Below are 20657 nucleotides of genomic sequence, written 5' to 3'. Positions count from 1 at the left end.
ATGAAAGTTAGAGCATCAGTAAAAAAGAGAAGTGCCGAGTGCATTATCGTGCGTAGAAAAGGGAGATTGTACGTAATAAACAAAAAGAATCCTAGATTTAAACAAAGACAAGGATAATTATGGCAAGAATAGCAGGGGTAGATATCCCAAAAAACAAAAGAGGTGTTATTGCACTTACCTATATTTTCGGATTAGGAAAAAGTAGAGCTATTGAGATTTTAGAAAAAGCTCAAGTTAGCCAAGATAAAAAAGTTCAAGATTGGAATGATGACGAGATCGGAGCAATTCGTGAAGCTGTTGGAGCATTCAAAATTGAAGGAGAATTACGTTCTGAAGTTTCTTTGAACATCAAACGTTTAATGGATATTGGTTGTTATAGAGGAATTCGTCATAGATCTGGTCTTCCATTAAGAGGTCAAAGAACTAAAAACAACTCTAGAACTAGAAAAGGAAAAAGAAAAACTGTTGCTAACAAGAAAAAAGCAACTAAATAATAAGTAATATGGCTAAAGCAACTGCAAAAAAACGTAAAGTTATCGTTGAATCAACGGGTGAAGCTCATGTTTCTTCTACTTTTAACAATATTATTATTTCTTTGACAAATAAGAAAGGTGAAGTTATTGCTTGGTCTTCAGCTGGAAAAATGGGTTTCAGAGGTTCTAAAAAGAATACTCCGTACGCAGCTCAAATGGCAGCAGAAGATTGTAGTAAAGTAGCTCTTGAGGCTGGACTTAAAAAAGTAAAAGTTTATGTAAAAGGACCAGGAAACGGACGTGAGTCTGCTATTCGTTCTATTCATAACGGTGGAATTGAAGTTACTGAGATTATCGATGTTACTCCAATGCCTCACAACGGATGTCGTCCTCCTAAAAGACGTAGAGTTTAATACTCAAAAATTATAGTATAACCTAGATTGAATATAGATTATCGAAGGATAAGACCTGAATTCATAATCTCAATCTTAAACAATTTAAAATGGCAAGATATACTGGTCCTAGTACAAGAATCGCTCGTAAGTTTGGCGAAGCAATCTTCGGAGATGATAAATCTTTCGAAAAAAGAAATTACCCACCTGGACAACACGGGATGGCTAAAAAAAGAGGAAAAAAATCTGAGTATGCTGTTCAGTTAATGGAGAAGCAAAAAGCTAAATATTCTTACGGAATTTTAGAAAAACAATTCAGAAATTTATTCGAAAAAGCATCAGCAACTAAAGGTGTAACTGGTGAGGTTTTATTACAATTATGTGAAGCAAGATTAGATAATGTTGTTTTTAGAATGGGAATTGCTCCATCTAGAAGAGGTGCTCGTCAAATAGTATCTCACAGACACATTACTGTTAATGGTGAGGTTGTAAATATTCCTTCTTACCACCTTAAGCCTGGTGATAAAGTTGCAGTTCGTGAAAAATCTAAATCTTTAGAAGCTATCGAACGTTCTTTATCAAATTCAAGTCATGTTTATGAATGGATTACTTGGAACAATGATCTTAAAGAAGGAACTTTTGTTTCTGTACCTGCAAGACTTCAAATTCCAGAAAACATTAAAGAACAATTAATCGTAGAGTTGTACAACAAATAATAATTGACTTAGTCGAAATTTATGGCAATATTTAATTTTCAAAAGCCCGATAAAGTTATCATGATCGATTCAACCGATTTTGAAGGTAAATTCGAATTTAGACCTTTGGAACCTGGTTATGGATTGACAGTTGGTAATGCACTTAGAAGAGTTTTGCTTTCAGCATTAGAAGGTTATGCAATTACATCTGTTCGTATCGAAGGTGTAGATCATGAGTTTTCTACTATTTCAGGTGTTGTTGAAGATGTTACCGAAATTATCCTTAATCTAAAACAAGTACGTTTCAAACGTCAGATCGAAGATATCGATAATGAATCAGTTACTATTTCTGTTTCTGGTAAAGATCAATTGACAGCAGGTGATTTTCAAAAATTTATTTCAGGTTTCCAAGTTTTGAATCCAGACCTTGTTATCTGTAATTTAGATTCTAAAATCAAATTGAACTTCGATTTAACGATCGAAAAAGGTAGAGGATACGTTCCTGCTGAGGAGAACAAAAAACAGAATGCTGCAATTGGAACAATTTTTACTGACTCTATTTTTACTCCGGTAAAAAATGTAAAGTATGCAATTGAAAACTTCCGTGTAGAGCAAAAAACAGATTACGAAAAATTGGTTTTTGAAATTAAAACTGATGGATCTATTAATCCTAAAGATGCTCTTACTGAAGCTGCAAAAGTTTTAATTCACCATTTCATGTTGTTTTCTGACGAAAGAATTACACTTGAGGCTGACGAAATTGCACAAACAGAATCGTATGATGAAGAGTCATTGCATATGAGACAATTGCTTAAAACTAAGCTTGTTGATATGGATTTATCTGTGAGAGCATTAAATTGCTTGAAAGCGGCTGAAGTTGATACACTTGGTGATTTAGTATCGTTCAATAAAAATGACCTAATGAAATTCCGTAATTTTGGTAAAAAATCTTTAACTGAACTTGATGAACTTGTTGCAGTTAAAAATTTAACTTTCGGAATGGACTTAGCTAAATACAAATTAGATAAAGAATAATTTACTTCATATTTTGCTCTCCATAGTGGATTGTAGCAAGATGAAGATAAAAAAAACACGTCATGAGACACGGAAAAAAATTCAACCACTTAAGCAGACAGACTGGACATAGAAAAGCTATGTTGGCTAATATGGCTTGTTCTCTTATTGAGCACAAACGTATTAACACTACTGTTGCTAAGGCTAAAGCGCTTAAACAATTTGTTGAGCCTTTAATCACTAAATCAAAAGAAGATACGACTCACAATCGTCGTATTGTTTTTGCTTACTTACGTAGCAAATATGCTGTAACTGACTTGTTCAGAGACGTAGCTGCTAAAGTTGGTGACCGTCCAGGTGGATACACTCGTATCATTAAAGTTGGAAATCGTTTGGGAGATAATGCTGATATGGCAATGATCGAACTTGTAGATTTCAATGAACTTTACAATGGTGGTAAAAAAGAAGTTAAAAAAGCAAAAAGCCGTCGTGGTGGTAAAGCTAAAAAAGCTGAGGAGACTACTCCAGAAGCTCCTGCTGCTGAAACAGAAACGACTACTGAAGCTTCTGAATAATTATGAAAGTAATGATTCTATAGAAATCAAGGATAAACTAATTTTTAGTTTATCCTTTTTTTTTGATTTTTTTAGAGGAAATTAAAATTTAACTTTTTTAAATGTCTTGGTTTTATTTTTATTAATGAAATTTTTAAAAAATCTTGGCAGCACTCTTTTAAAGAAGTAAATTTGCAAAATATCTAATTACAGGTGAAACTTTAAAGGTTTCATAATACGATTAAAAACAATACAAATTAAAGAATGAAATACACAACACGACAAAGCGCCATTTTATTACTTAGTGACGGAACTATTTTTCATGGAAAATCTATCGGTATAAGCGGTAAAACTTTCGGGGAAGTATGTTTTAATACTGGAATGACTGGATACCAAGAAATCTTTACAGATCCTTCCTATTTTGGTCAGATAATGGTGGCTACTAATGCACATATTGGTAATTATGGTGTAAATGATTTAGAGATAGAGTCTGAAAGCATTAAAATAGCTGGTTTAGTTTGTAAAAACTTTAGCTTTAACTTTTCAAGAGAAAGAGCTTCTGAGAGTTTAGAAGATTATTTCGCTAAACAAAACTTGATATGTATTTCTGATGTAGATACTAGAGCTCTTGTTAGTTATATTCGTGATAATGGTGCTATGAATGCTGTTATTTGTACTGATGGAACTTCTATAGAAGACTTGAAGAAAGAATTAGCTGGTGTTCCAAATATGGAAGGATTAGAGTTGGCTTCTAAAGTGTCAACAACTGAACCTTATTATTTTGGAGAGGAAAGTGCTAAGTATAAAGTTTCGGCTTTAGATTTAGGTATCAAAAAGAACATTTTAAGAAATCTTGCTAAGAGAGACTGTTATATAAAAGTTTTTCCATATAATTCTACTTATGAGGATTTAGCATCATTTAACCCTGATGGATATTTCTTATCAAACGGACCTGGAGATCCAGACCCACTTTTTGGAGCGATCGAAGTTGCTAAGAAGATTCTTGCAAACGATAAACCTTTATTTGGAATTTGTTTAGGTCATCAAGTTATTGCTTTGGCAAATGGCGTTGAGACTTATAAAATGTTTAACGGGCATCGTGGAATTAATCATCCTGTAAAAAATGTTATTACGGGTAAAGGAGAAATTACTTCTCAAAATCATGGTTTTGCTGTCAATAAAGAGCAATTAGATAATCATCCTGATTTAGAAATAACTCATTTACATTTAAATGATGGAACTGTTGCGGGTATGAGAATGAAAAATAAAAATTGTTTCTCAGTACAATATCATCCAGAAGCTAGTCCTGGACCACATGATTCATCTTATTTGTTCGATCAATTTGTAGAGAATATAGAATTAGCTTCGTCTAAAACGATGTAGTTAATAAATAAAGCTGTTTATTATTTTAAATCCGTTTTAAGTATTAAATATTTTTATAATTTCGAAAAAAAAATATAATTTATTAATAAAAAAATAAAAATAATGAGTATTATAATTAAAGTTCACGCAAGACAAATTCTTGATTCTAGAGGTAATCCTACTATTGAAGTTGATGTAGTAACTGAAAATGGAGTTTTAGGTAGAGCTGCGGTTCCATCTGGAGCTTCAACTGGAGAGCACGAAGCTGTTGAATTACGTGATGGAGGTAAAGCTTATCTTGGAAAAGGAGTTTTGAATGCAGTGAATAATGTAAATACTGTTATTGCTGAAGAATTAGTTGGAACTTCTGTTTTCGAGCAAAACACAATTGACCAATTAATGATTGATTTAGATGGTACTCCAAACAAATCTAAATTAGGAGCTAATGCTATTTTGGGTGTTTCTTTGGCTGCTGCAAAAGCCGCTGCTAATGAACTTGGATTGCCATTATACAGATACGTAGGTGGTGTTTCTGCAAATACGTTACCAGTTCCAATGATGAACATTATCAATGGTGGTTCTCACTCTGATGCGCCTATCGCATTTCAAGAATTTATGATTTTCCCTGTAAAAGCAACTTCTTTTACACATGCTATGCAAATGGGAACTGAAATTTTCCACAGCTTGAAAAAAGTTTTACACGATAGAGGTTTAAGTACAGCTGTTGGTGATGAAGGTGGTTTTGCGCCAAACTTAGCTGGAGGTACAGAAGATGCATTAGATACTATCAAACTTGCTGTTGAAAAAGCGGGATATACTTTCGGAGACGAAATTATGATCGCTCTTGACTGTGCTGCTTCTGAATTTTATGTAAACGGTAAATACGATTATACTAAATTTGAAGGAGAAACTGGAAAAATCAGAACTTCTGAGGAGCAAGCTGATTATTTAGCTGAACTTGCTGCTAAATATCCAATTATTTCTATTGAAGATGGTATGTATGAAGATGACTGGAATGGATGGAAATATTTAACTGAAAAAATTGGAGATAAAGTACAATTAGTAGGTGATGATTTATTTGTTACAAACGTTGCTCGTTTGTCTACAGGTATTGAAAAAGGAATTGCAAATTCAATCCTTGTAAAAGTAAACCAAATTGGAACTTTGACAGAAACGATTGCTGCTGTAAACATGGCTAAAAATGCAGGTTATACTTCAGTAATGTCTCACCGTTCAGGAGAAACTGAAGATAATACAATTGCAGATTTAGCTGTTGCTTTAAACTGTGGTCAAATTAAAACAGGTTCAGCTTCTCGTTCAGATCGTATGGCAAAATACAACCAATTATTAAGAATTGAGGAAGAATTAGGAAGTACTGCTTATTTCCCTGGCTTAAACGCTTTCAAGATTAAATAATTGTAAGAGTTATATGTTAAGATTAAACCATTCGTTTGTTCGAATGGTTTTTTTTTGGAGTTTTAACAAATTCATAGCAGGATTCTTTTTTTAATTAGTCTTAAATTCCTTAGATTTGATAAATTATTATTTTAAAGAATTATTTCCGATTATATTATGTCAAAAATAGCTACATTAGAAGTAGATGGTAAGAAAATTGAACTTCCTGTAATTACTGGAAGCGAAAATGAATCTGCTATCGATATTAACAAATTACGTGATTTAACTGGTGTTATTACAATTGACCCAGGTTATAAAAACTCTGGATCTTGTACAAGTGAAATCACTTTCTTGGATGGAGAATTAGGGATTTTGCGTTACAGAGGATATTCAATCGAAGACTTAGCTGAAAAAGCTAATTTTTTAGAGGTTTCTTATCTTTTGATTTTTGGCGAATTACCAACTGCTCAACAATTGGAGCAGTTTGAAAATGGTATCAAAAAACATACTTTGGTAAACGAAGAAATGAAAAATATCATTGATGGTTTCCCAAAAACAGCTCATCCAATGGGAGTTTTATCTGCTTTGACAAGTGCTTTAACAGCATTTAATCCAAAAGCAGTAAACGTTGAGAATGAGAAAGAAATGTACGAGGCGATTTGCAAAACAATGGGTAAATTTCTTGTAATTGCTACTTGGACTTATAGAAAATCGATGGGTTACCCATTGAATTATTATGATAATACACAGGGTTATGTAGAAAACTTTATGCAATTAATGTTTAAATTGCCTACAGGACCTTATTCAGCAAATCCTGTTGTAGTTGATGCATTAGATAAGTTGTTTATTCTTCACGCAGATCACGAGCAAAACTGTTCTACTTCAACTGTAAGAATGGTAGGTTCATCTCATGCAGGATTATTTGCTTCAATATCTGCAGGAGTTTCTGCATTATGGGGGCCGCTTCATGGTGGTGCAAATCAAGCAGTGCTTGAAATGTTAGAAGAAATTAATAAAGATGGTGGTGACACAGATAAATTCTTAGCTAAAGCAAAAGATAAAAATGACCCTTTCCGTTTAATGGGATTTGGTCATAGAGTTTATAAAAACTTTGATCCAAGAGCAAGAATCATTAAAAAAGCAGCTAAAGAAGTTTTAGAAACTTTAGGTGTTGAAGATCCAATTCTTGAAATTGCTAAAAAATTAGAGGCAGCTGCTCTTGAAGATGAATACTTCAAATCAAGAAACTTATATCCAAATGTAGATTTCTATTCTGGAATTATTTACAGAGCATTAGGAATTCCTACAGATATGTTTACAGTAATGTTTGCAATTGGAAGATTACCAGGATGGATCGCACAATGGAAAGAAATGCGTGAAAACAAAGAACCAATTGGAAGGCCTAGACAAATTTATACTGGACACCCTTTAAGAGACTTCAAGTCTAATAAATAAAAAAACTAAAGCTTTACTTAACTGTAAAGCTTTTTTTATCTTTGTTATAAAATATAATAGAATTATGTTGCAATTAAATATAAAGAACGAAACTTCAAGACTGCGTGCCGTAGTTTTGGGTTCTGCGGTTCATAATGGGCCAACTCCAACTTTAGATGAAGCCTATGATCCTAAATCATTGGAACATATTAAGGCAGGGACATATCCAGTTGAAAAAGATATGGTTGCTGAAATGGAAGCTTTTAATGCTGTTTTTCAAAAGTACGATGTAAAAGTTTATCGACCAGAAATGATTGAAAATTACAATCAGATTTTTGCGAGAGACATTGGTTTTGTGATTGATGATACTTTTGTTAAATCAAATATTTTACCTGATAGAGAGCGTGAATTAGATGCTATTCAATACATAATTGATCAAATAGATCCATTAAAAGTAGTTCGCCCGCCCGAAGAAGTTCATATTGAAGGTGGTGACGTTATGTTATGGAATGATCATATTTTTATTGGAACTTATAAAGGAAGTGATTATAAAGACTACATTACTGCTAGAACCAATATGCACGGTGTAAACTTTATTAAAGAATTGTTTCCTAATAAAATTGTCAAAGAATTTGATTTGGTGAAATCAAAATTAGAAGCACGTGACAACGCATTACATTTAGATTGCTGTTTTCAACCTGTTGGAAAAGATAAAGGAATTATTTACAAGAGAGGTTTTCGTGAAGAGGCTGATTATACTTATTTAGTAAATCTTTTTGGAAAAGAAAATTTATTTCATATTGAAAGAAACGAAATGTACAATATGTTTTCGAATGTGTTTTCGCTAGATGAAAATGTAGTAGTTTCTGAGAAAAATTTCACTCGATTAAATAATTGGCTTCGATCAAACGGATTTATTGTTGAAGAAATACCTTATGCTGAAATTGCAAAACAAGAAGGACTTTTGAGATGTTCAACACTTCCCTTAATTAGAGACTAAGTAATTGTTTAAAGTTTAAAGTTTCACGTTCTCTAAAGCTTGAAACCCGAAGCAAAAAAAAATATAAAAATGAAACAAACAACAAATGCAATTGTAATGATTCGGCCGGTTGCGTTCAGAATGAATGAACAAACTGCTGTAAATAATTATTACCAAAAAGTATTAGATGGACTTTTGCCAAGTACAGTAAATGCAAAAGCACAGCAAGAATTTGATACTTTTGTAGAAAAGCTTAGAAATGTAGGAGTCGATGTTACGGTTATAGAGGATACTTTAGAAACAGATACGCCAGATAGTATTTTTCCAAACAACTGGGTTTCATTTCATGAAAATGGTGACGTAGCACTTTACCCTATGTTTGCTGAAAATCGTCGCCAGGAGCGTCGTGAAGATATTTTGGATACTCTTGAAGAAAAGGGATTTGAGATTTCTAATATAATGGATTATACTTCTGCAGAAGATGATGGTTATTTCTTAGAAGGAACAGGAAGTTTACTTTTAGATCGTGCCAATGCTAAAGCATATTGTGCTTTATCGCCTAGAGCTGATGAAGAATTGTTTATTGAGTTTTGTGAAGATTTTGATTATGCTCCAGTAATTTTTGAAGCCTTTCAGACCGTAGACGGTGAGCGAAAATTGATTTATCACACTAATGTGATGATGTGTTTAGGAGAAACCTTTGCTGTAATTTGCGCAGATTCTATTGATGATAAAAAAGAACGTAAAATGGTTCTTGAAAACTTGAAAGCTGATAAAAAGGAAGTTATTTTAATTACAGAAGCCCAAGTAAATAATTTCGCTGGCAATATGTTGGAAGTTAGAGGTACAAACGACAAGAGATATATTGTGATGAGTGCTTCGGCGCATCAAAGTTTAACTCCAAAGCAAATTGAACAATTAGAAAAGCATGCTGAGATTTTAAGTTCTAGTTTAGATACTATCGAAGCTTGCGGTGGTGGAAGTGCAAGATGTATGATGGCTGAAGTTTTTCTGCCAAGAGAATAAAAGTATTTTAAAGTTCAAAAAAAGGGATAAAAACAGAAATTGTTTTATCCCTTTTTTTATAATGTTTTAGAATGAAAATTTACATCAAATTTCCTTTTACAATGTTTATTATGGAGCTGACAATGTATTGAATTCCGATTGAGATAACTATAAAACCTACAATTCTGGATATCGCTACAATTCCAGATGCACCAAGGATTCGAGCTAAATAATGTGCGCTTTTTAAAATTAAAAAAATGGCAACAGCAATTGCTAGAATCGCTAGACAAGAAATGATAATTTCGGTCATTTCATGATGCTCTTGATAAAATGCAATCAATAATGAGATAGAACCTGGGCCGGCAAGCATTGGGATTGCTAATGGAGTAAGAGCGACATCGTTTCTTTGTTGGGCGTCGGTTTCAACTTTTTTGTTGATTCCTCGTTTTTTATTAATTTTTCCAGAAAGTAATGAAAATCCCGAGTTTACAATCACAATGCCTCCAGCAATCCGAAGTGCATCAATGCTGATTCCAAAAAAGCTTAAGACATATTGACCAATAAAAAAGGAAACAATTAAAATGATAAAAACATTTATAGCAGTCCATAACGAAATTCGAGAACGTTCCTCTTGAGAATCATGCTGTGTTAGTCCAACAAAAATAGGGACAGTACCAATTGGGTTTAATACAGAAAAAAGAGCGGCAAATAAATAAATGAATAAATCCATATAGTGTGGGTTAGTGAAGTAAAAATAATCAAAATTTAGTATTTTAAAACATATTAACTTTATGATATTGTTTTTAATAGTAGTAATTCTAAATCAATATCATAAAGCGAACCTCGTTCTTTTTAATTACTTTTGTGGCATATTTAAAAATCAATGAAAAACAAAAAAACATTAGTTCTGGGAGCAACTACAAAACCAGAACGTTACGCTTTTAAAGCGATAAATATGCTCGTTCAAAAAGGACATACCGTTTTAGCAATTGGTCAAAATACAGGCGAAGTTGCGGGTGTGAAAATTTATACTAAAGCAATACCTGTTAAGAATATAGATACAGTTACACTTTATTTAAATCCTGCTCGCCAGCGCGATTATTATAATTATATTATTGAAGCGCAGCCGAAAAGAGTAGTTTTTAATCCTGGAACCGAAAACCCTGAATTGTATCAATTGTTAGAATTAAACAATATAAAGGCAGAAGTTGCTTGTACATTAGTTTTATTGGCAACAAATCAATATTAGTTTTTCTGGAGTTTAGCGGGTTGTTCAGAATGTCTTTTTTGTCTTTTGAGCTTTACTCAGATCATCTTAGAAATATTATTTGTCTCGATTGTATGAGTCATATTGAAGCAATAAAATAGTCGATAAATATCAAATTTAGTTTTCTCAAGGATTACTAAACCATTATTTTTGTCATTATGGAATTTTCATCAAAATTAATAGAAAAAGCAGTCAATGAAATGTCGCAATTACCTGGAATAGGTAAGCGTACGGCATTGCGATTGGTGCTTCATTTATTAAAACAGCCTAAAGAACAGACAGGATTTTTGTCGCAGGCTTTGCTAAACATGCGTGAGGATATTAAATTTTGCGAAAGTTGTCATAATATTTCAGATACAAAAGTTTGTGAAATTTGTGCAAATCAACTGAGAAACCACCAAACAATTTGTGTAGTCGAAGATATTCGCGACGTTATGGCTATTGAAAATACGGGTCAATACAAAGGGATTTATCATGTGCTAGGAGGTAAAATTTCTCCAATTGAAGGAGTTGGTCCTAGTCAGTTGAATATTTCTAGTTTAGTTGAAAAAGTAAAAGCAGGAAAAGTAGCCGAAATTATTTTTGCATTGAGTTCTACGATGGAAGGAGATACAACGAATTTTTATATTTATAAACAAATTGCCGAGTCGGAAATCGTTTTGTCTACAATTGCAAGAGGAATATCGGTTGGAGATGAACTGGAATATGCCGATGAGATTACACTAGGCAGAAGTATTTTGCATCGCGTTCCGTTTGAAAAAACGTTTAAAAATATTTAAGATAATTCTTGTTAATTATTTAGTGGAGCTAAAGGGAAAGTTATACTTTTGTTGAAAAAACAATAATGACAAGAAAGTTCTTTTATATATTGTTAATGTTGAATGTGTTATTTATTTCTTGTATTCCTGTGAAAGATCTTACTTATCTGCAAGATAAAAATACATCAATTGAACAAAGTAAGATTGCAGTTGTACAATCAAAACCTTACCGACTGCAAGTAAATGATATATTAAAAATTAACATAAAAGCAATAGACCCTAAACTGGTGTCGATTTTTAATACAACTGATAATAATGGGGATGCTGTAAAATCTGAGTCATCATTATATTTTGATGGTTTTACGGTTGATGATCATGGAAATATTCGAATGCCTATATTGGGAGAAATTAATGTAATAGGTTATACTCTAGAAGAAGTTCGTATTAAAATTGAAAAACAATTGCTTGAAGAATATTTTAAAAGCGGAGCAAATATTTTTGTAACTGTAAAATTAGCAGGTTTTAGATATACTATAAATGGTGAAGTGAGCAGCACGGGAACAAAAACGTTGTTTCAGGATCATGTAAATATTATGGAAGCTATTGCTAATTCAGGAGATATTACAACCGTTGGAAATAGAAAATCAGTAACCGTTATTCGTCAGACTCCAACTGGTGTAGAGATGAATGATATTGATTTAACAGATAAAAACGTAATGAAGTCGCCTTACTATTATTTACAGCCAAACGATTACATATATGTCAAGCCGCTAAAACAAAAATCTTGGGGAACCGGTCAAACAGGTATACAGTCTATAGGAACCATTATTACTTTGTTGTCATTGGCAACTACGGTATATTTAATTATAAAAAATTAAAGCTTAATTCGGTAGATGTTAGATATAAAAGATTTTTCCATTTTTGAGAATCATACAAGTTTTGATTTTAAAGATTTTGTATTAAAAATTGCAAGTTATTGGAAATGGTTTCTAGCTAGTTTAATAATTGCTTTCATAATTGCATATCAGGTTAATATTCGAAAAGAAAAAATATACGGATTAGAGACAATGATATCTGTAAAGGAAGAAAGAAATCCTTTTTTTACCTCAAATACGAGTTTGGTGTTTAATTGGGGAGGTATTTCAGATCAGGTAAATGGAATTTCGACAGTCCTGCTGTCAAGATCGCATAATGAACAGGTTGTTGATAAGCTGCAGTTTTATATTGACTATTTAGAACAAGGAAAATACAATTTAATAGATTCTTACGGAGCAGTTCCTTTTTATGTGGATATTGATAAGACGAAAGAACAGCTTGCAAATACTTTAATAGGAATTAAATTTTTGAGCGATACCGAATATCAAATTGAAATTCCTTTTGAAAACAACTCAATTTCATTAATTAGATACTCTAGTAATTCGTACAGAAATGTTTCTGTAGAGCCAGTTGCATTTGTAAAAAAATATAAAGTTGGAGAACTGGTAGCTTTGCCTTTTTTAAATTGGAAATTACAAATTAAAGACAGCCCAGGTTTTTATAAAGAGAAAGAATATTTTGTAAAGTTTAATGACTTTGATGGTACGGTATCAAATTATAAAAGAATAAGCATTGATAGTGATAAAGGCGGCGGCTCTATATTAACCTTAGGAATGCAGGGTGCAAATAAAGCCAGAATGGTTGAGTATTTAAATTCGACAGTGAAAATGCTGATTAAAATGCAGCTCGATGGTAAAAATCAATTTGCTAACAATACGATAGCTTTTATTGATAGTACACTTGTTGCAATGGAGCTCCAATTAAAGGAAACAGGTAATGAACTAAAATCTTTCAGAAAAGATAAAAATATTTATAATATTGAAGACGGCGGGACAAAGGTTTCGGATAAAATGAGAGATTTTGATGTTGAAAAAGACCAAGTTACCAGAAAAATATCGTATTATAATTCTTTAAAAACATATTTGAATAATAGTGTTGATTACTCTAAACTTCCAGCTCCATCTGTAGCCGGAATTGAAGACCCAAATATTGTTACTAATATATCAAAGCTTATTATGCTTTCGACGCAACGTTCAGAAATGGCATATGCAGTAAAAAGTGATAAGATTTTTAAAGATTTTGACAGTCAAATACAGGCGGTAAAAAGTGTTTTACTGGAAAATATTTCATCAGCAAAAGCTTTATTATTAAATGACTTATCGTTGTTAAATGCGAAAATTGGTCAGGCCGAAAGTACGGTGAAACGACTTCCAGAAGAGCAGCAGGAATTGTTAAAGATTAAAAGAAAATACGATTTAAATAATAATATTTATACTGAATTTCTTCAAAAAAGAAATGAAGCAGAAATTGTAAAAGCATCAAATTTATCAGATATTCATTTTATTGACCCGGCAAAAGATATTGGCGAAGGATTAATTGGTCCAAAAACTTCTGTAAATTATGTATTAGCATTGTTTTTAGGTATTTTGATTCCTTTATTATTTGTGTTAGGAATTTTCTTTTTGAATAATTCTATCCAAAATATTGAAGATATTACTAAATTGACAACTATTCCGATAATTGGGATTATAGGAGTTAATAAAGATGCTGTAAATCTAGCGGTTTTTGATAAACCAAAATCTGCTCTATCAGAAGCTTTCAGAGGAATTCGTTCCTCATTACAGTTTTTGTATAAAAGACAACAAGTAAGTGGTTCGAAAACACTCATGGTTACTTCGTCGATAAGCGGTGAAGGAAAAACATTTTGTTCGATAAATATTGCTACAGTATTTGCATTAAGCGAAAAGAAAACTGTTATTGTTGGTTTGGATTTAAGAAAGCCAAAATTGGCCGATGAATTTAATTTAGGCAATAATCAGGTGGGTGTAGTAAGTTATTTAATAAAACAAAATACACTAGATGAAATTGTAAATAAAACGCAAATCACAAATTTAGATGTAATTCTTTCAGGACCTGTTCCTCCAAATCCTTCTGAGTTGATTTTAAATGATTCTATGGCAGAATTAATAAATGAATTAAAACAAAAGTACGATTACATTATTCTGGACACGCCTCCTGTTGGTTTGGTGTCAGATGCTCTAGAATTGGTTCAATATGCTGATGTTACTTTGTATATTGTCAGACAAAACTATACTAAAAAAGATATGATTACGTTGCTGAATAATAGAATCGAAAGAGGAGAGATAAGTAACGCCAGTATTATTTTGAACAGCTATGAAAACAAGGCTAAATATGGTTCAACATATGGATATGGTTACGGCTATGGCGCTTATTCTAATGAATATCATAACGAAGAGAAGAAGAATGGAATTTTGAGTGCAATTTCTAATAAAATCAAGAAAAAATAATTATACGTATGAAAACTTCAAGTCAAAATACAATTTTAATAACTGGTGGAGCGGGTTTTATTGGCTCAAATTTATCTGAGTATTTTTTAGGATTGGGACATAAGGTGGTTTGTTTGGATAATTTTTCAACAGGTCATCGTCATAATCTAAAAGATTTTGTAGAGAATCCAAACTTCAGATTAATCGAAGGAGATATTAGAAATATTGCAGATTGTAACTTAGCGGTTGCTGGGGTTGATTATGTTTTGCATCAAGCAGCACTAGGTTCTGTTCCAAGATCTATAAATGATCCAATTACAACAAATGATGTAAATGTTTCAGGGTTCTTAAATATGTTAGTTGCTTCTCGTGATGCAAAAGTAAAACGTTTTATTTATGCGGCAAGCTCTTCTACATATGGAGACTCTGACGGGCTTCCAAAAGTTGAAGATGTCATTGGGAAGCCATTATCTCCGTATGCAATCACTAAATATGTAAACGAGTTATATGCAGAAATTTTTAGTAAAACATATGGTTTAGAAACTATAGGATTGCGTTATTTTAATGTTTTTGGAAGAAAACAAGATCCAAATGGTGCTTATGCGGCTGTTATACCTAAATTTGTGACCCAGTTAATGCATTATGATAGTCCAGTAATTAATGGTGATGGTAATTATTCACGAGATTTTACCTATATTGATAATGTAATTCAGATGAATGAATTGGCTATGACGACTCAGGATGAAAAGGCTTTAAATACAGTTTATAATACTGCTTTTGGAGATCGTAATACATTGAATGATTTGGTTAAGTATTTAAAAGAATATTTATCTGAGTTTGATGCTAAGATTGCTGATGTTGAAATTGTATACGGAGTTAATAGAGTGGGTGATATACCTCATTCATTAGCCAGTATAGAAAAAGCAAAAACCATATTAGGATATAATCCGAAATTCTCTTTGCAACAAGGATTAAAAGAAGCAGTAAGCTGGTATTGGAATAATTTAAAATAAAATATAGAAAATAAAATAGTAAATGGAAGTTACGAAAATTTGCTGCATTGGTGCTGGATATGTAGGAGGGCCTACAATGGCTGTAATTGCACAAAAATGTCCACATATTCAAGTTACAGTTGTTGATTTGAACGAACAAAGAATTAAAGATTGGAATGATCCAAATACAGATAATATTCCAATTTATGAACCAGGGCTTTCGGCAATTGTTGCTGAAGCTAGAGGAAGAAATCTTTTCTTTTCAACAGAAGTTGAAAAAGCAATTGATGAAGCTCAGGTTATTTTTATATCTGTAAATACACCAACTAAAACCTACGGTAAAGGTAAAGGAATGGCGGCAGATTTAAAATATATTGAATTATGCGCCAGACAAATTGCAAAAGTGGCTAAACAGAATAAAATAGTTGTAGAAAAATCTACTTTACCAGTTCGAACAGCTGAAGCAATAAAAAGTATTTTAGATAATACAGGAAATGGAGTTCAGTTTCAAATATTGTCAAATCCTGAGTTTTTAGCGGAGGGAACCGCTGTTACAGATTTATTAAATCCAGATCGAATTTTAATTGGAGGAGATACGACGGCAGAAGGTCAAGCAGCTATTAATGCCCTTGTCGATGTTTATGCAAATTGGGTAAGTAAAGACAAGATTTTAACGACAAATGTTTGGTCATCAGAATTATCTAAATTAACAGCAAATGCATTTTTGGCACAACGTATTTCGTCAATAAATGCAATGTCAGAGCTATGTGAAAAAACAGGCGCAGATGTTAATGAAGTTGCAAGAGCAATTGGTATGGACAGCCGAATTGGATCAAAATTTCTTAAAGCATCAGTTGGTTTTGGAGGTTCTTGTTTTCAAAAAGATATTTTGAACTTAGTGTATATCGCAAAATCATATGGTCTAAATGAAGTGGCAGATTACTGGGAACAGGTTATTATTATGAATGATCATCAAAAAAGAAGGTTTTCAAATAAAATTGTTCAAACACTATACAATACAGTTGCAGACAAGAAAATTGCATTTTTAGGCTGGGCATTCAAGAAAGATACCAATGATACTCGTGAATCTGCGGCTATTTATGTGGCAGATGACTTAATTAATGAGCAAGCCAAAATTTCGGTTTTTGATCCTAAAGTCTCACAAAGTAAAATGTTGAGTGATTTAAATTATCTAGAAACAAGAACTGCAGAAGAAAATAATACTGCTTTAACTGTTTTTGATGACGCTTACGACGCTTGTAATGGAGCACATGCTATTGCGGTTTTAACCGAATGGGATGAATTTACAGCTTACAATTGGCAGAGAATTTATGATTCTATGCATAAACCTGCTTTTGTTTTTGATGGTAGGAATATACTAAACGCAAAAGAATTAGAAGCAATCGGATTTATTTATAAAGGAATTGGTTCTTAATTGAATATTGGAATTGAAGTAAGAATAAAAGAAAATGAATATAAATGTTGGTTTTGAATATTTTGTTTCAGTTTAAAGAAAAAATATGAATTGGTACGTAGTATATACAAAACCTAGGTGGGAGAAAAAAGTAGCAGAAAAGCTTACTCAAATTGGAATTGAGTGTTATTGTCCTATAATTACTCAAGTAAAACAATGGTCAGATAGAAAGAAGAAAATTGAAGTGCCGCTTTTTAATTCGTATGTTTTTGTACAATTAAAAGAAGGTGATCGCAATTCTGTTTTTCAAATTGCAGGAGTAGTCAGGTATTTGTTTTGGCTGGGTAAACCGGCTATTGTTAGGGATGAGGAAATTAAAAGCATTAAGGATAGTCTTAAGGCTTCTAATATTGCTGAAGTTTCCGTAAGTTCAATTCAAGTTGGAGATCGTATAAAGTTAGAATCAGGGGCTTTTAGCAATCAAAGTGCAATAGTTCAGGAAGTATCCAATACCCATTATATTTTGGTTCTTGAATCTTTAGGTTGTGTATTGAAGATTAAGTACAAGTAGAACAGGTTATAAATTAAGCAATCAAATACTGAAAAGCGGGAGTTGAAACTTCAAAAATGAAGTTTTATCTTCTGCTTTTTTTGAAATAGGATTTCTTACAGGTTGATTTGTAGGTATTTGAAAAGTGGTGTGGTTTTTTATTTGTCAGATTTATTAGTATTACGGGAAACCGTATTGAATAAATTGACTTATTATCTTATATTTGCCGAAAATGAAATTAGAGTATCTGTGCCAAAACTATGTGGTTCAGAGAGGCGAAGCCGTGATTTGTGATGAATGAAACTTATAAAAAAGGAGTAGAATTGGAAGAAAACATAAAGATAGCTGTTATAGGTTTAGGTTATGTTGGCTTGCCATTGGCTAGACTATTTGCTACAAAATACTCAGTTGTTGGGTTTGATATAAACAAATCAAGGGTCGAAAGTTTAAACTCTGGAATTGATTCAACTTTAGAAGTTGATGTTGATACTTTAAAAAAAGTACTGTTAGATAAACCTGCTGATGAAATTGGTCTATTCTGCACAGACTCACTCAAGGATATTTCAAATTGTAATTATTTCATTGTTACAGTTCCTACTCCAGTCGATAAAAACAATCGTCCAGATTTAACACCCTTATATAAGTCAAGCGAGTCGGTTGGCAAAGTATTAAAAAAGGGAGATATCGTAATCTACGAGTCGACAGTTTATCCGGGTGTTACAGAAGAACAATGTGTTCCGGTTTTAGAAAGAGTTTCAGGATTAAAATTTAATGAAGATTTCTTCGCAGGATATTCGCCAGAAAGAATTAATCCAGGCGATAAAGAACATACTGTTGAAAAAATTTTAAAAGTAACTTCTGGCTCAACTCCTGAAATAGGCTTGAAAGTTGATTCTCTTTACAAATCTGTAATCACAGCAGGTACTCATTTAGCCCCAACCATTAAAGTTGCAGAAGCAGCTAAAGTTATCGAAAATTCTCAAAGAGATATAAATATTGCATTTGTTAATGAATTAGCCAAAATATTCAATTTAATGAATATTGATACACAAGAAGTATTGGCAGCAGCAGCAACAAAATGGAATTTTTTACCATTTAAACCAGGACTTGTTGGAGGGCACTGTATTGGTGTAGATCCTTATTATTTAGCGCAAAGAGCACAAGAATTTGGATATCATCCTGAAATAATTTTGGCAGGACGACGTTTAAATGACAGTATGGGAGAATATGTTGCTTCACAAATTGTGAAGTTAATGATAAAAAAAGGTATTTCTGTTAACGGGGCAAGCCTCTTAATGCTTGGAATTACGTTTAAAGAAAATTGTCCTGATGTTCGGAACACAAAGATTGTTGATGTTGTAAAGGCATTAAAAGAATACGGGATAGTAGTTACAATTTTCGACCCTTTAGCTAATGTTGAAGAGGTCGAGAAAGAATATAAATTAGAAACTATAGATTCTTTGCCGACAGAGAAATTTGATGCTATTGTTTTAGGTGTCGCACATGCTGCATTTTTAGAATTAAATTTCTCAGAATTACAAAAGGATAATAGTTTAATATATGATGTAAAAGGAGTATTAGGAATATTAGCAGATAATAGACTATAATTTAAAATTATGAAAGTAGGAATAACTTTTAGTGCATTTGATTTACTACATGCAGGACATATTAAAATGTTAGAAGAAGCAAAAAGAGAATGTGATTACTTAATTGTAGGCTTGCAAACGGACCCAACATTGGATCGTCCTGAAAAAAATAGTCCTTCTCAAACTGTAGTGGAACGATACATACAGTTAAAAGGCTGTAAGTTTGTTGATGAAATTGTGCCTTATGCATCGGAGCAGGATTTGGAAGATATTTTACGTTCGTTTAAGATTGATGTTCGTATTATAGGTGATGAGTATCGTGATAAAAATTTCACAGGACGTGCGTATTGTGAACAAAAAGGGATAACGTTGTATTTTAATGGGAGAGATCACCGATTTTCAAGTAGTAATCTTAGAAAAGAAGTTGCTGAAAAGCAATTGAAAAAAATATAATTTACAAAAGGAATGTCCATAACGCATGTAATATTAACTGGAGGAGTAGGAAGCCGATTATGGCCGCTGTCTCGAAAAAGTCAGCCCAAACAATATTTAGAAATTTTTGAAAATAAATCTCTATTTGAAATGACAGTCGATCGTAACAGTCATTTAGCAGATAAAGTGATGGTGGTTGGGAATGTTGATAACCATCATTTGAGTGGTAGGGTTATGGACAAGACCAAAACAACATATCTTAATATAGTAGAGGCGACACCGCGAAATACTGCTGCTGCTATTGCATTTGCAGCATTTGCATCAAATTCAGATGATATATTAATCGTAACACCTTCGGATCATATTATTGATCAAATGGAGGATTATAATAAAGCGATAAGCGAAGCCATTTTAAAAGCGCAAGAAGGTTTTATTGTTACGTTTGGAATTATTCCAACAAAACCAGAAACAGGATACGGTTATATAGAATCAAAAGGAGATAAAGTAATTTCTTTTCGTGAAAAACCAAATGAAAGAACTGCGAAAGAATTTATTGCACGTGGTAATTTCTTATGGAATAGCGGTATGTTCTGTTTTAAAGCAGGAGTTCTTTTGGAAGAATTGAAGCAATTTCAGCCTGAAGTGTATGAAAGATCCAAAGCTGCTTGGGATTCCAACAAAGAAGGTTTTTTAGATTTAGATCTATCAATGCAAATTCCATCTATAAGTATTGATTATGCGGTAATGGAACGAAGTAAAAAAATTAAAGTAGTTCCAGCCTCTTTTTCATGGTCAGATTTGGGGTCATTTGAATCTGTTTATGAATATCTTGTTTTAAAAGGACATCCAATCGATGCTAATGGAAATATGACTATTGGATGTAATACTCATACAACTTTTTTGGGATTGAGGAATACTATATTTGTGCATACTGATACAGCGAATCTAATTTTACAGAAGGAAAATTCGCAAGATGTTAAGGATATATACAATGAATTAGAAAGACAAAATTCAGATTTATTAAATTAAATA

The 20657-nt window shown here is 32.4% G+C and carries 22 protein-coding genes; 21 read left to right on the top strand and 1 reads right to left on the bottom strand.

Features of this window, described 5'->3' with window-relative positions; all coding sequences use genetic code 11:
* The 11 genes from ykgO to ctlX all read left to right on the top strand — a co-directional run bounded on the left by ykgO (position 1) and on the right by ctlX (position 9324).
* A complete protein-coding gene (ykgO, locus tag ACHRVL_RS21710) occupies positions 1–117 on the top strand; it encodes a type B 50S ribosomal protein L36 (RefSeq protein ID WP_002987490.1) in 117 nt (38 codons plus the stop codon).
* 2 nt (positions 118–119) lie between these two features.
* Entirely contained in the window at positions 120–494 is a 375-nt protein-coding gene (gene rpsM / locus ACHRVL_RS21705; RefSeq protein ID WP_089055322.1) for a 30S ribosomal protein S13, read from the top strand.
* Positions 495–502: 8 nt separating this feature from the next.
* A complete protein-coding gene (gene rpsK / locus ACHRVL_RS21700) occupies positions 503–886 on the top strand; it encodes a 30S ribosomal protein S11 (RefSeq protein ID WP_053470832.1) in 384 nt (127 codons plus the stop codon).
* An 89-nt stretch (positions 887–975) separates the two neighbouring features.
* On the top strand, positions 976–1581 hold the full coding sequence (gene rpsD, locus ACHRVL_RS21695) for a 30S ribosomal protein S4 (RefSeq protein ID WP_029272055.1): 606 nt from the start codon (positions 976–978) through the stop codon (positions 1579–1581).
* A gap of 21 nt (positions 1582–1602) precedes the next feature.
* Positions 1603–2595: a DNA-directed RNA polymerase subunit alpha gene (locus ACHRVL_RS21690; RefSeq protein WP_008464329.1), complete on the top strand. Its 993-nt coding sequence runs from the start codon at positions 1603–1605 to the stop codon at positions 2593–2595.
* Between the two features lie 62 nt (positions 2596–2657).
* A complete protein-coding gene (gene rplQ / locus ACHRVL_RS21685; RefSeq protein ID WP_257682846.1) occupies positions 2658–3149 on the top strand; it encodes a 50S ribosomal protein L17 in 492 nt (163 codons plus the stop codon).
* A 243-nt stretch (positions 3150–3392) separates the two neighbouring features.
* Positions 3393–4511: a glutamine-hydrolyzing carbamoyl-phosphate synthase small subunit gene (carA, locus tag ACHRVL_RS21680; RefSeq protein WP_257682845.1), complete on the top strand. Its 1119-nt coding sequence runs from the start codon at positions 3393–3395 to the stop codon at positions 4509–4511.
* A 102-nt stretch (positions 4512–4613) separates the two neighbouring features.
* Positions 4614–5906, top strand: coding sequence for a phosphopyruvate hydratase (gene eno, locus ACHRVL_RS21675; RefSeq protein WP_089058807.1), 1293 nt, complete (start codon positions 4614–4616; stop codon positions 5904–5906).
* Positions 5907–6062: 156 nt separating this feature from the next.
* Positions 6063–7340 (top strand): citrate synthase, encoded by a 1278-nt coding sequence (locus tag ACHRVL_RS21670; protein ID WP_089055319.1) that lies wholly within the window; start codon positions 6063–6065, stop codon positions 7338–7340.
* 64 nt (positions 7341–7404) lie between these two features.
* Positions 7405–8319: a dimethylarginine dimethylaminohydrolase family protein gene (locus ACHRVL_RS21665; RefSeq protein ID WP_395415389.1), complete on the top strand. Its 915-nt coding sequence runs from the start codon at positions 7405–7407 to the stop codon at positions 8317–8319.
* Positions 8320–8388: 69 nt separating this feature from the next.
* Positions 8389–9324: a citrulline utilization hydrolase CtlX gene (ctlX, locus tag ACHRVL_RS21660; protein WP_395415388.1), complete on the top strand. Its 936-nt coding sequence runs from the start codon at positions 8389–8391 to the stop codon at positions 9322–9324.
* 79 nt (positions 9325–9403) lie between these two features.
* Here ctlX and ACHRVL_RS21655 read toward each other — a convergent pair whose 3' ends face one another.
* Positions 9404–10033: a MarC family NAAT transporter gene (locus ACHRVL_RS21655; RefSeq protein WP_089055316.1), complete on the bottom strand. Its 630-nt coding sequence runs from the start codon at positions 10031–10033 to the stop codon at positions 9404–9406.
* A gap of 153 nt (positions 10034–10186) precedes the next feature.
* Here ACHRVL_RS21655 and ACHRVL_RS21650 point away from each other — a divergent pair, with 153 nt between their 5' ends.
* The 10 genes from ACHRVL_RS21650 to ACHRVL_RS21605 all read left to right on the top strand — a co-directional run bounded on the left by ACHRVL_RS21650 (position 10187) and on the right by ACHRVL_RS21605 (position 20654).
* On the top strand, positions 10187–10552 hold the full coding sequence (locus tag ACHRVL_RS21650; protein WP_089055315.1) for a CoA-binding protein: 366 nt from the start codon (positions 10187–10189) through the stop codon (positions 10550–10552).
* A 176-nt stretch (positions 10553–10728) separates the two neighbouring features.
* Positions 10729–11349 carry a recombination mediator RecR gene (gene recR, locus ACHRVL_RS21645; protein ID WP_395415387.1) on the top strand — a complete coding sequence of 207 codons (621 nt, stop codon included), beginning with the start codon at positions 10729–10731 and terminating at the stop codon, positions 11347–11349.
* 65 nt (positions 11350–11414) lie between these two features.
* The gene (locus ACHRVL_RS21640) at positions 11415–12206 is read left to right on the top strand and encodes a polysaccharide biosynthesis/export family protein (RefSeq protein ID WP_395415386.1); all 792 of its coding nucleotides are present in this window, start codon (positions 11415–11417) and stop codon (positions 12204–12206) included.
* 15 nt (positions 12207–12221) lie between these two features.
* Complete coding sequence (locus tag ACHRVL_RS21635; protein ID WP_395415385.1) at positions 12222–14672, top strand: polysaccharide biosynthesis tyrosine autokinase; 2451 nt, start codon at positions 12222–12224, stop codon at positions 14670–14672.
* Between the two features lie 8 nt (positions 14673–14680).
* Complete coding sequence (locus ACHRVL_RS21630) at positions 14681–15664, top strand: SDR family oxidoreductase (RefSeq protein ID WP_395415384.1); 984 nt, start codon at positions 14681–14683, stop codon at positions 15662–15664.
* Positions 15665–15686: 22 nt separating this feature from the next.
* Entirely contained in the window at positions 15687–17078 is a 1392-nt protein-coding gene (locus ACHRVL_RS21625; RefSeq protein ID WP_395415383.1) for a UDP-glucose 6-dehydrogenase, read from the top strand.
* Between the two features lie 85 nt (positions 17079–17163).
* Positions 17164–17628: a UpxY family transcription antiterminator gene (locus tag ACHRVL_RS21620; RefSeq protein ID WP_395415382.1), complete on the top strand. Its 465-nt coding sequence runs from the start codon at positions 17164–17166 to the stop codon at positions 17626–17628.
* Positions 17629–17900: 272 nt separating this feature from the next.
* Positions 17901–19214, top strand: coding sequence for a nucleotide sugar dehydrogenase (locus tag ACHRVL_RS21615; RefSeq protein WP_395415381.1), 1314 nt, complete (start codon positions 17901–17903; stop codon positions 19212–19214).
* A 9-nt stretch (positions 19215–19223) separates the two neighbouring features.
* The gene (locus ACHRVL_RS21610) at positions 19224–19646 is read left to right on the top strand and encodes an adenylyltransferase/cytidyltransferase family protein (protein WP_129023607.1); all 423 of its coding nucleotides are present in this window, start codon (positions 19224–19226) and stop codon (positions 19644–19646) included.
* 12 nt (positions 19647–19658) lie between these two features.
* The gene (locus tag ACHRVL_RS21605; RefSeq protein ID WP_395415380.1) at positions 19659–20654 is read left to right on the top strand and encodes a mannose-1-phosphate guanylyltransferase; all 996 of its coding nucleotides are present in this window, start codon (positions 19659–19661) and stop codon (positions 20652–20654) included.
* Positions 20655–20657 lie beyond the last annotated feature (3 nt).

Source organism: Flavobacterium sp. FlaQc-28 (genome assembly GCF_044007415.1).
GTDB lineage: Bacteria > Bacteroidota > Bacteroidia > Flavobacteriales > Flavobacteriaceae > Flavobacterium.
The sequence above is the reverse complement of the archived record's forward strand: the minus strand, read 5'-3'. Positions and strand labels throughout refer to the sequence as shown.